We start from the raw sequence: 12,505 nt of genomic DNA, 5'->3' as shown, positions 1-12,505 counted from the left end.
ATAATTGGTGATGATATGAACTACAGTTCCGAATTTATTAAAAACTTATATCAAGATAGAGACAAAATAATTATTGGCTTAACCGGTAGAACTGGAAGTGGGTGTACTTCTGCAGCTCGCATCCTCCGCCAAGAAAACTTTCAATCCATTTCCATGACTGACATAAATCAATTGACTGGAAATCAAAAAAGAAAAGCATTGGTAATACATAAGCATGCACGTGCAACATGGAAAAAATTTTATATAATTACAGTAAGCAGCGTTATAATTTTTATCACATTGAAATCACTCAAGCAAAACACCCCATACAAATTAACATCAAAAACTGAATCCCTATTAAATAAGCTAAATGAAATAGTTATAAAAACAAAAGCCAGTGATATTACCTATGAGCTTGCAAAGGAAATTTCAGAAAAAATACTGGAGAGTTCTCCAAACAAATCAGACTATAAGATTGCCCTCCAAGAGCTAGGTGATAATCTACGAAGCTCAGGAGACCCTCTAATTAAGAAAGAAAACCCTAACAAATGCTTCTTATTGCAAGAAGAGATCGCTCTGATAATTAAAGAGAATGAGGATAACTACTCCTATTTCGCAATTGATGCAATCAGAAATCCTTATGAAGCTCAGTACTTCAAACAGCGTTTTTCCTATTTTCATCTCGTTGCTATAACCGTAGATGATGAAACAAGGAGAAGAAGATTATCAAAATTAGGTTATACAAATTTTGATATAAACAGAATTGACTATAAAGAAGGGATGGATCTCAAAGACATTGACTTGAATGAAGAGGAAAAAGGTCAGCTTAAGGACATCATTCCGACTGTTGGTGAACTATATAGCCAAAATATAAGCCTATGTCTTGAATCATCCGACATTTTCATTAGTAATGCGACCGAGGATATCAAAACCACAAAAAACCCACGTTCTCTAGCTGATCAGCTAATAAAGTTTGTGTCATTGATGAAGAGACCTGGGTTAGTAACACCGACAGCGATAGAGCGGTGTATGCAGGTAGCGTTCATGTCAAAATATAACTCAGGCTGCCTTTCCCGTCAGGTTGGTGCGGTCGTTACAACAAGTCAATATTCAATAATATCAGTAGGTTGGAACGATGTAGCTCACGGCCAAGTTCCTTGCAATTTAAGAAATGCAGAATTATATATTAACAACCATGATAATGCAGCATTTAGTGAATTTGAGCTGGGTAATGAAAAATTCAGCCAACATATAGGTTCCATTTATAAAGAAAAGGTTACCACCTTCAAGAAAAATGACTATGCAAAGGCAATTACAATATCTTATTGTTTTAAGGATGAATATAACTCCACCACAAAGAAGAGCAATCAAGTGTTTACACGTGCACTTCATGCGGAGGAAAATGCATTTTTACAAATATCTAAACGTGGTGGAACACCTGTCGAAGGCGGATATCTTTTTACTACAGCGAGCCCTTGTGAATTATGTGCCAAGAAGGCTTATCAGCTGGGCGTTGAAAAAATATTTTATGTAGATCCATATCCAGGTATTGCCCAAGATCTTTTCTTGAAGTCAGGAGATGCAAGACCTGAGTTGATTCTATTTTCCGGAGCCATTGGTCGTTCATATGACCAATTATATCGACCATTAATGCCGATGAAAGATGAAATAAAAAAACTAGTGTGAGCTACCATCAAAGATCTTTATTTTCTTTGACGGCAGCTATTCAATAGGTATGGCTAGCGGATCGTCGCCATCTTCTGCACGCAGCGCTGCTCGCGCTCATCCACCCGCTTGGCAAACCAGGCGGTGGTGAGGTTGCGGGTGATCTTGGGGCTTTTCAGCTGGATGCCGGGCAGGATGGCGCGCGGCAGCCGTTTGCCCGCTTTCTGGTCTGCCAGCGTGAACACGCGATGATAGAGGTCGCTCTGGCTAAATTCGGTAGTATCGCCGAGCTTGAGGCTCTGGTGGATGGCCTGCTTGCTCATGCTGAGCTGGCCGGCGATGGCATGAACCGCGAGCTCGGTCTTGCCCGGCAGATCGGAGTCGTAGCGAATGAGATCCCCGTCCAGCGCCAGGGTCTTGCCGCTCAGCCGGCTCACAGCGGCCTGGAAGGCGGCATTGCGGCTCGCATACCAGCCCGCATTGAAGTCAGCGAAGCGGTAGAGGGTGTCGGGGTAGTCGGCCGGGTAGCCGAAGATGTGCTTGGTACCAAACCAGATGCCACCGCGGCGGGTGAACACCTCGTGGCGAATGGAATCCTTGACCGGATAGGGGTAGCCGCGGGAGTTGGCCTCGGCAAAGGCGACGCTCACCTGCATGGGGCCGCCGGTACGCACCGGGTTCATGTTGCCAAAGAGCTGCTTGCCCATCGGCACCTCCCCGATCATGTCTTCAAAGATCTCGCTCATCTCCCGCTCGGTACGCAACTTGTCGATGCGCTCGGCGTAGGTTTTGCCGGTGGGGGATTTGATGGAGAGCGCGGTGCGCACCACAAACTCAGGGATCAGCAGCTTGCCTGCGCGGGCGTTGATCTCCTTCCAGGCTATCTTGCCAAGGCCCGGCACCACGGGGTCGGCCTGGTAGGTGGCCTCCTGCTCGGCCACCGCCAGCACGGTACAGACGTTGTGATCGCTCACCGTCAGCCCCTGACTGGTGAGTGCCGTCACCACGTCGTTGGCCCAGCCCGGCTTGTCCACCACATTGCGCGGCAAGAAGGTGACGATGCGGCTCTTCATGTCGGCCGGCTTTTGCGGCTGCATCGCCTTGGGAATGGGACGCCCCGCCGGGGTCCCCGAGGTCGACGGCGTGGCCGGTGCAGGCGGCTCGCTGGCACAACCGGCGAGCAGCAAGGTGACGAGCAGCGGCAACCCGCGCACGACCACAGTAGGAGAGAATAGAGACATGATCATCAAGGCATCCGGTACAGAGACTGTGCCCGACCTGTATCAGGCGAGCAAATGGTCGCTCATTGTAGAGGATTGATCCACAAGGCTAAAGCCTGATGGCCGCGGTGTTCTATTGTGCCTGACAGCCCCTGCCGTCATCCCCTCGCAAACCTGGATACAAAGGCCCATTGATAAGCTTTTATCGAGAGTGATTTACATTTAGAATGCCGCCGCCCGGACGCTCACGGTATGGACCCCATGGACAGACTGACCCTTCTCTTTGACCTCGTGCAGCGGTGGCTGATCATGCCGCTCTGGGACTGCCTCACCGGATTGCTCGATTTCAATGGGCGCCTGGGTGTCCCCTTCCTGCTGGTCTCGGGCACGATCGCCTACCTGCTCTATCGCTATCGACGCCGCCAGGGAGATCCCGGCGCCCGCAGCTTTAGCAGTTTCCTCGGGGGCCGGGCCGTCTGGCTGCACCCCTCGGCTCTGCTCGACTACCAATACTATCTGGTGCGGGCGCTGCTCCATGTGGCGCTGATCCTGCCGATCCTGGCCCTGCTCCACCCCTGGCTGCTGCAGGCTGAGGATGTCCAGTCTGCCCTGACCCGGCTGTGGGGGGAGCGTCCCCGGCTGGCCGAGGCGAGCTGGCTGATGATGCTCTACGGTCTGGGCGTCTTTCTCATCAGCGATCTGGTGCATTACTGGCTGCACCGCGCCTTCCACAGTCGCTGGCTCTGGGAGTTTCACAAGGTACACCACAGCGCGACCGTCATGGTGCCGCCGACAGCGAGCCGCATCCATCTGGTGGAGAAGCTGTGCGAGATGCTGGCCAAGGGGAGCTGTCTTGCCCTCTACGCCGGCGCCTTCCACTGGCTGTGTGGCGGCACAGTGCGCCCCTACACCCTGTTCGGGGTGAGCTACCTGGTGCTGCTGTTTAACTCCCTGGCGGCCAACCTGCGCCACACCCATGTCTGGCTCTCGTTTGGCCCGCGGCTCGAACATGTCTTCAACAGCCCGGCCCAGCACCAGATCCACCACAGCAGTGATCCCCGCCACTTCAACCACAACTTCGGCACCAACCTCTCGCTCTGGGACTGGTGGTTCGGCACCCTCTATGTGACCAACAGCCAACCCGAGCCACTCTCTTTCGGGGTCGGTCCCAGGGACAACGAGCGCTACAGCCACCTGAGCGCGCTCATCCTGCGCCCCTTCCTGGTCACCGCACTCAAGCTGTGGCGCACCCTGCCGCGCCCGCGCGGGCGTAATGCGATGGCCGATTGAGCCTGGCAGCCATAAAAAACGCCACCTTGCAGTGGCGTTTTTTATTGGCGAAGAAGCGTGCAGGCTCAGGCGCTCTGGCGCAGCGCCTCTATCTGAGCGGCGCCATTGATCACCGCCTGCAGGGAGGCGCTGACCACGTCGCGGCCGATGGCTACCCCGCAGGTGCGGGTCCCATCGACGCTCAGCAGCACATAGGCCGCCGCGCGGGACTCGGTACCGGCGCTTAAGGCATGCTCGGAGTAATCCAGCACGTCGATGTGCATGCCGGTCTGGCGCTGCCAGCCGTTGACCAGTGCCGTGATGGCCCCCTCCCCTTCACCACTGAGCTGCAGCGAGCCGGTCGGGGTCTGCAGCTCGAGGCGCAAACTCTCCTGGCTGTCGCGACCAAGCTGGAAGCGACCGATGCGATAGCCGTGGGCAGGCTCGAGGTAGTGGCGCTCGAACAGGGTGCGGATCTGCTCCGGGCTGATTTCGCTGCTGCTGGCTTCGGCCTCGGCCTGAACCCGGCGGCTGAAGTCAATTTGCAGCCAGCGTGGCAGTTGCAGACCAAGGTCGCGCTCCAGCAGGTAGGTGACGCCCCCCTTGCCGGACTGGCTGTTGATGCGGATCACCGCCTCGTAACTGCGACCGAGATCGGCAGGATCGATGGGCAGGTAAGCCACGTCCCAGTAGTGATCCGGTTTTTCTGCCGCCAGGGATTTGCGGATGGCGTCCTGGTGGCTGCCGGAAAACGCGGTGTAGACCAGCTCGCCGGCATAGGGGTGGCGCGGGTGCAGGGCAATCTGGGTGCAGGCCCCGACGGTGGCGACGATGGCATCCATGTCCGCCAGGTTGAGCTCGGGATCGATCCCCTGGCTATAGAGGTTCATGGCCATGGTGACGATGTCCATGTTGCCGGTGCGCTCACCGTTGCCGAGCAGGGTACCCTCGATACGATCCGCCCCCGCCAGCACCGCCAGCTCGGCGGCAGCCACCCCGCAACCCCGATCGTTGTGGGTGTGGATGGAGATGCTCACCTCGGGCCGCGCCTTCAAATTGCGGCAGAACCACTCCACCTGATCCGCAAACACGTTGGGGGTGCTCACCTCCACCGTGGCGGGCAGGTTCAGGATCATGGGGCGGGCTGCGCTGCGCCACTCATCGATAACGGCGTCGCACACCTCGACGGCAAACTCCACCTCGGTACTGCTGAAACTCTCCGGCGAGTACTGAAAGCTCCACTCGGTGCCCGGATTGCGGGCCGCATACTCGCGCACCCAGCGCGCCCCCTGCACCGCGATGGCCTTGACCCCTTCTCGCCCTGAGTTGAACACATAGTTGCGCTGGGTCGGGTTGACCGAGTTGTAGACGTGGACGATGGCCCGCTTCGCCCCCTTGAGCGCCTCAAAGGTGCGGGCAATCAGATCTTCGCGCGCCTGTACCAGCACCTGGATGGTGACGTCATCGGGGATGAGGTTGCGGTCAATAAGTTCGCGTACGAAGTCGAAATCGGGCTGGGAGGCGGCCGGGAAGCCCACCTCGATATGCTTGAAGCCGATGTGCACCATCAGCGCCCACAGCTGCAGCTTCTGGGCCACCGTCATGGGCTCGACCAGCGCCTGGTTGCCGTCGCGCAGATCCACGGCGCACCAGAGCGGCGCCCGCTCCAGCACCCGGTTGGGCCACTGGCGATCCGCCAGATTGATGACGGGGGCACGGCGGTATTTGCGATGATCGAAGCTCATATTCTGATTCCCTTGGCTGATAGACGAACGGCTGACTGGCGGCTGACAGAGGGACGAAGATAGGGAAGCGGGGCGGCGCGGTAACGTCGGCCCTGACGAGTCGCGAGGCGGTAACCCCACGCCCGGTATCCTGTGGCCCTTCCCGGTAAGAAGGGCCGGCCGTACAACCCGATAAGGCTGCGGGCCCGATCTGTTCGCCCCTGCATCGGCAGGCGCAGACGACCTGATCCGTTGGCTCCTGTGACGAGAACCCAGTATAGAGAGGCGATGCGGGTGAGAGATTGCAAAGAGCGCGGTGAAATACATCTATTGCACAATCATTGTGATGTTTTATCTGATGATTGAGTGACTATCTCCCTCAAGTTCCCTGACCAGGCATTTTCCCCTCTGTCCCGCAGCCTTCGGCCAATAAAAAACCCCGCCATCGCTGGCGGGGTTTTATCGGGTCACGAAGGAGGCGTCCCTCCTTCATCACGCGCTCTTAGCGGCTCTTCAGCTGGCTCTCGACCTTCTGGTGCAGCTCCTGCACCGAGCTCACGTTGGCGGTAGCATCGACTGTGATGGCCATGCAGGTGGCGAACGCCGCGTGCAGCGTGGTGGTGTAAGCCACCTTGTGCTGCAGGGCGCCACGGCGCAGCTGCTTGGAGTCCTCGATGGCGCGGCGGCCCTCGGCGGTGTTGACGATGTAGGTGTACTCGCCATTCTTGATGCGATCCAGAATGTGCGGACGGCCCTCGTGCACCTTGTTGACCAGGCGCGGGTTGATGCTCGCCTCACCCAGGGTCACCGCAGTGCCGTGAGTAGCGTCGAGGTCATAGCCCAACTCCAGCAGCTTGGCGGCCAGGTTGACCACCCGCTCCTTGTCGCCGTGGCGCACGGAGAGCAGGGCGCGACCTTCGCGCGGCACCTGGTGACCGGCACCCAGCTGCGCCTTGGCATAGGCCTCGGCAAAGCTGCTGCCCACCCCCATCACTTCACCGGTAGAGCGCATCTCCGGGCCCAGCAGCGGATCCACACCCGGGAACTTGGCGAACGGCAGCACTACCTCTTTCACCGAGTAGTAGGGCGGGATGATCTCGCTGGTGAAGCCCTGTTCTTTCAGGCTCTGACCGGCCATGACGCGGGCGGCAATCTTGGCCAGCGGCGCGCCGGTGGCCTTGGAGACGAACGGTACGGTACGGGCGGCACGGGGGTTCACCTCGATGAGGTAGATCTCGTTGTCTTTCACCGCGAACTGCACGTTCATCAGGCCCACTACGCCAAGCTCCAGCGCCAGTTTGCGCACCTGCTCGCGCATCTCGTCCTGAATGGCCTTGGACAAGGTGTAGGGCGGCAGGGAGCAGGCGGAGTCACCGGAGTGGATGCCGGCCTGTTCGATGTGCTCCATGATGCCGCCGATGACCACGTCCACGCCGTCGCAGATGGCGTCCACGTCCACCTCGGTGGCGTCGTCCAGGAAGCGGTCCAGCAGTACTGGCGATTCGTTGGAGACGCTCACCGCCTCGGCGAAGTAGCGACGCAGGTCCTGCTCGTCATAGACGATCTCCATGGCGCGGCCACCCAGCACGTAGGAGGGACGAACCACCAGCGGGTAGGTGATGCGCTCGGCGGTCAGCACCGCCTGCTCCAGCGCGGTGACGGTGCCGTTTTCCGGCTGCTTGAGCCCCAGACGCTCCACGGCAGACTGGAAGCGCTCGCGGTCTTCGGCGCGGTCGATGGCATCGGGGCTGGTGCCAATCACCGGCACGCCGTTGGCTTCCAATGCTCGCGCAAGCTTGAGCGGAGTCTGGCCACCGTACTGGACGATGACGCCCTTGGGCTGCTCGACCCGCACGATCTCCAGCACGTCTTCCAGGGTGACCGGCTCGAAGTAGAGGCGGTCCGAGGTGTCGTAGTCGGTGGAGACGGTTTCCGGGTTGCAGTTGACCATGATGGTCTCGTAACCGTCTTCGCGCAGGGCCAGCGCCGCGTGTACGCAGCAGTAGTCAAACTCGATACCCTGGCCGATACGGTTCGGGCCGCCACCGATGACCATGATCTTGTCGCGGTTGGTGGGGTTGGCCTCGCACTCCTCGTCATAGCTGGAGTACATGTAGGCGGTGTTGGTGGCGAACTCGGCCGCGCAGGTATCGACCCGCTTGTAGACCGGGAAGATGTTGTGGCGGGCGCGCAATTTACGCACTTCACCTTCGGCCACGCCGAGGATCTTGGCCAGACGGGCATCGGCGAAGCCCTTGCGCTTAAGGCTGCGCAGGAAGTCGGCATCAAGGCCCGCCATGCCGCGCTCCTTCACCTGCTCTTCCAGCTTCACCAGCTCTTCAATCTGCACCAGGAACCAAGGGTCAATCTTGGTCAGGCGGAACACGCCGTCCATGGAGAGACCGGCGCGGAAGGCGTCGGCGATGTAGAAGATGCGATCGCTGCCGGCATCCTGCAGCTCGTGGCGGATGCGGGTCAGGGCGTCAGGGGCGTTGAGATCCAGCATGGGATCGAAGCCGGTCTTGCCGGTCTCGAGGCCACGCAGGGCCTTGTGCAGGGATTCCTGGAAGTTGCGGCCGATGGCCATCACTTCACCGACGGACTTCATCTGGGTGGTCAGACGGTCGTTGGCGCCGGCGAACTTCTCGAAGTTGAAGCGCGGCACCTTGGTGACCACGTAGTCGATGGCCGGCTCGAAAGAGGCCGGAGTGCGACCGCCGGTGATGTCGTTCATCAGCTCGTCCAGGGTGTAACCGATGGCGAGCTTGGCGGCGATCTTGGCGATGGGGAAGCCGGTCGCCTTGGAGGCCAGTGCAGAGGAGCGAGACACCCGCGGGTTCATCTCGATGATGACCATGCGGCCGTCTTTGGGGTTGATGCCAAACTGGACGTTGGAGCCACCGGTCTCGACACCGATCTCGCGCAGCACCGCCATGGAGGCGTTGCGCATGATCTGGTACTCCTTGTCAGTCAGCGTCTGGGCTGGCGCGACCGTGATGGAGTCACCGGTGTGGATGCCCATGGGGTCGAAGTTCTCGATGGCGCAGACGATGATGCAGTTGTCGTTGCGATCCCGCACCACCTCCATCTCGTACTCTTTCCAGCCGATCAGCGACTCGTCGATGAGCAGCTCCTTGGTCGGCGACAGATCCAGACCGCGCTCGCAGATCTCGACGAACTCTTCGGTGTTGTAGGCGATACCGCCACCGGAGCCACCCATGGTGAAGGAGGGGCGGATGATGCAGGGGAAGCCCACTTCGGCCTGCACTTTCCAGGCTTCTTCCATGTTGTGGGCGATGCCGGCGCGCGGGCACTCCAGGCCGATGCTGCGCATGGCCTTGTCAAAGCGGGAGCGGTCTTCGGCCTTGTCGATGGCGTCGGCGGTGGCACCGATCATCTCGACGCCGAATTCGGCCAACACGCCGTGCTTCTCCAGATCCAGCGCGCAATTCAGTGCGGTCTGACCGCCCATGGTGGGCAGGATGGCGTCCGGACGCTCTTTCTTGATGATCTCGCGCACCACTTCCCAGGTGATGGGCTCGATGTAGGTGGCGTCGGCCATCTCCGGGTCGGTCATGATGGTGGCCGGGTTGGAGTTCACCAGGATGACGCGGTAGCCCTCCTCGCGCAGGGCCTTGCAGGCCTGGGCGCCGGAGTAGTCGAATTCGCAGGCCTGGCCGATGACGATGGGGCCGGCGCCGAGGATCAGGATGCTCTGAAGGTCGTTACGTTTTGGCATGGCTCTCTTTATCCTCTTAGGCGCGATACTGCTTAATCAATTCAATAAAGTGGTCGAACAGACCGGCACAGTCGTGCGGGCCCGGGCTCGCTTCGGGGTGACCCTGGAAGCTGAAGGCCGGACGGTCGGTGCGATGGATGCCCTGCAGGGACCCGTCGAACAGGGAGACGTGGGTAGCGCGCAGGCACTCCGGCAGGCTGTTCTCGTCCACCGCGAAGCCGTGGTTCTGGGCGGTGATCATCACTGTGTTGTCGTCCAGGCTCTTCACCGGATGGTTGGCACCGTGGTGGCCGAACTTCATCTTGACGGTCTTGGCACCGGAGGCGAGACCCAGCAGCTGGTGACCCAGGCAGATGCCAAACACCGGGGTGTTGGTATCAAGGAAGGTCTTGATGGCCTCGATGGCGTAGTCGCACGGCTCGGGGTCACCTGGGCCGTTGGAGAGGAAGATGCCATCCGGGTTCAGCGCCAGTACCTCGGCAGCCGGGGTCTTGGCCGGCACCACGGTCAGGCGGCAGCCGCGGTCCACCAGCATGCGCAGGATGTTGCGCTTGACGCCAAAGTCGTAGGCCACCACGTGGTATTTGAGCTGGTCGGCATCCGGGGTGACGTGCCCCTTGCCAAGCTGCCAGCTGCCTTCGGTCCAGTTGTACGCCTCGCCAACCGTGACCTCTTTGGCCAGGTCCATCCCCTTCAGACCGGGGAAGGCGCGCGCCTGTTCGAGGGCATAGGCTTCATCAACCTGTTTCCCGGCCAGAATGCAGCCGGCCTGGGCGCCTTTCTCGCGCAGGATGCGGGTCAGTTTGCGGGTGTCGATGTCGGCGATGCCAACGATGTTGTGGGACTTGAGGTAATCGGAGAGGGATTGCTGATTGCGGAAATTGGAGGCAAGTATCGGAAGGTCCCGGATGATCAATCCCTGAGCGTGGATTTGACTGGACTCTTCATCTTCGCTGTTGATGCCGGTGTTGCCTATATGGGGGTAAGTGAGGGTGACTATCTGACGGGAATAAGAGGGATCGGTGAGGATTTCCTGATAGCCCGTCATCGACGTATTGAAAACCACTTCACCAACGGAACATCCCTCGGCGCCTATCGACACGCCTTTGAACACAGTTCCATCTTCCAGCACTAGCAATGCAGTGTGATTCAAGACAACCTCCAGTTATTTAGCTTTAAATTCAGCAATTTACCTGGGTGTTGCGGGCTCGGTTCCGGCCTTGGACAGGACTCGAACCCGGCAGATTTCTGGCAAATTGGGCGCATTCTACTTAAAAACGATCGCATTTCAACGTCTTTTCTCATTCGAAATGCATCTAAATTCAATAAACAAGCAACATTACCCATTATCTATGCACTTCATTGCTTTGCAACCCCCTCCCTGAAAAGAAAAGGCAAAAGTTGCTGTCAATCCAGACCAAGAGACCATCATTGATACAAAAACCAATTTTTAATCCTTAAAAAACAATACAATGAAGTTTCATATAAAAAATCTCAACGTCTGCAATCAGCTTTTTTATGGAGGATGAGTGGCCTTGAAAAATGGAAAACGTTTTTCTGTTTTTGAATTTTTAGTCTGTTTTGATGGATGTAAAAAAATGCCCTGGCAGGGGCTATTGAGGCCCATTTTCGTTACCAGCCGATGACATTCATGCAATGCAGGATCCGGTAAAACAGCAGAGAGGGGCGATTTATCTCGTTTCGTGCAAAAATCACCGTGTAAGCGGTATTTATACAAAATCACCAATAAAAAACCCCGCATGAGCGGGGTTTTGAGCAGACGACGGGCCGGGCAGCCCCTTCGTGCACACCACGGGGGCCGTGATGTCAGTGGATGTGGTTACTTGAGGCCGAGCACGTCCTGCATGTCATAGAGGCCGGCGCCCTGCCCCTTGAGCCACTTGCCGGCGCGCACCGCACCGTTGGCGAAGGTGAGGCGGCTGGAAGCCTTGTGGCTGATCTCCACCCGCTCGCCGATGTCGGCAAACATGACGGTGTGCTCCCCCACCAGATCGCCGGCGCGAATGGTGGCAAAGCCGATGGTATTGCGATCTCGCTCGCCGGTGATCCCCTCGCGGCCGTAAACGGCACACTCTTTCAAATCGCGTCCCAGCGTCTTGGCCACCACCTCGCCCATGGAGAGCGCGGTGCCGGACGGTGCATCCACCTTGTGTCTGTGGTGCCCCTCGATGATCTCGATGTCGGTGTAATCCCCCATCACCCTGGCGGCCTGCTCCAGCAGCTTGAACACCAGGTTGACGCCCACCGAGTAGTTGGAGGCGAAGACGATGCCGATCTCGCCGGCGGCAGCCTGAAGCGCTGCCTTGCCCGCGTCGTCAAAACCGGTGGTGCCGATCACCATCTGCTTGTGGTGGGCCCGGGCGAAAGCCAGGTTGGCCAAGGTCACCTCGGGACGGGTGAAGTCGATGATGAGATCAAACTCGTCCCGTACCTTGTCCAGGCTGTCGCTGATGATGACACCGAGCCGACCCAGCCCGTTGAGTTCGCCGGCATCCAGCCCGATCACGGCGGAGCCCGGTCGCTCCAGCGCCGCCCCGACCACCACGCCCTCGGCATGGCTGATCGCCTCCAGCAGCACCTTGCCCATACGACCATTACAGCCCATCACGGCCACACGGATCGGATTGTCCATCTCCACCCTCTCATCTCTATTAAGGAAAGAGACCGTTTTACCAGCCTGCGCCCGCTTTGAAAAGCCCGCCGTGGCCGTCGTTGGCCACCCGAAAAATCAACAATATATTCAACGAAATCCGAATATTTCACGGATTTAATCAATTCAACAAAATCACCAGACAAAAAGCAGCATCCATCTGGACGTCTATCTTGACCGGGCGGGCGCGACTCACTACTGTAGGCACCCCATAGCGGCAGGATGCCCGCCACGCTCA

Annotated in this window: 7 protein-coding genes; 2 read left to right on the top strand and 5 right to left on the bottom strand. The window is 58.2% G+C overall.

Annotation, left to right across the window (positions count from 1 at the left end; all coding sequences use genetic code 11):
- The first annotated feature begins 15 nt into the window (after nt 1-15).
- A complete protein-coding gene (locus tag PG897_RS18625) occupies nt 16-1,665 on the top strand; it encodes a hypothetical protein (RefSeq protein ID WP_201883918.1) in 1,650 nt (549 codons plus the stop codon).
- A 53-nt stretch (nt 1,666-1,718) separates the two neighbouring features.
- Here PG897_RS18625 and PG897_RS18620 read toward each other — a convergent pair whose 3' ends face one another.
- A complete protein-coding gene (locus tag PG897_RS18620) occupies nt 1,719-2,891 on the bottom strand; it encodes a DUF1615 domain-containing protein (RefSeq protein WP_270829245.1) in 1,173 nt (390 codons plus the stop codon).
- Nucleotides 2,892-3,125: 234 nt separating this feature from the next.
- Here PG897_RS18620 and PG897_RS18615 point away from each other — a divergent pair, with 234 nt between their 5' ends.
- A complete protein-coding gene (locus tag PG897_RS18615; protein WP_201883919.1) occupies nt 3,126-4,154 on the top strand; it encodes a sterol desaturase family protein in 1,029 nt (342 codons plus the stop codon).
- Nucleotides 4,155-4,219: 65 nt separating this feature from the next.
- Here the strand turns inward: PG897_RS18615 and leuA are convergent, their stop codons facing one another.
- The 4 genes from leuA to dapB all read right to left on the bottom strand — a co-directional run bounded on the left by leuA (nt 4,220) and on the right by dapB (nt 12,249).
- A complete protein-coding gene (gene leuA, locus PG897_RS18610; RefSeq protein WP_201883920.1) occupies nt 4,220-5,878 on the bottom strand; it encodes a 2-isopropylmalate synthase in 1,659 nt (552 codons plus the stop codon).
- A 481-nt stretch (nt 5,879-6,359) separates the two neighbouring features.
- Nucleotides 6,360-9,596, bottom strand: a complete 3,237-nt coding sequence (carB, locus tag PG897_RS18605; protein ID WP_201882342.1) for a carbamoyl-phosphate synthase large subunit — start codon at nt 9,594-9,596, stop codon at nt 6,360-6,362.
- Between the two features lie 16 nt (nt 9,597-9,612).
- Nucleotides 9,613-10,749, bottom strand: coding sequence for a glutamine-hydrolyzing carbamoyl-phosphate synthase small subunit (gene carA, locus PG897_RS18600; RefSeq protein WP_270829243.1), 1,137 nt, complete (start codon nt 10,747-10,749; stop codon nt 9,613-9,615).
- A gap of 687 nt (nt 10,750-11,436) precedes the next feature.
- The gene (dapB, locus tag PG897_RS18595) at nt 11,437-12,249 is read right to left on the bottom strand and encodes a 4-hydroxy-tetrahydrodipicolinate reductase (RefSeq protein ID WP_065017829.1); all 813 of its coding nucleotides are present in this window, start codon (nt 12,247-12,249) and stop codon (nt 11,437-11,439) included.
- Nucleotides 12,250-12,505 lie beyond the last annotated feature (256 nt).

Origin of the sequence: Aeromonas sp. QDB20 (assembly GCF_027707805.1) — a bacterium.
Taxonomy (GTDB): domain Bacteria; phylum Pseudomonadota; class Gammaproteobacteria; order Enterobacterales; family Aeromonadaceae; genus Aeromonas; species Aeromonas dhakensis.
This window is presented reverse-complemented; position numbering and strand designations above follow the sequence as displayed.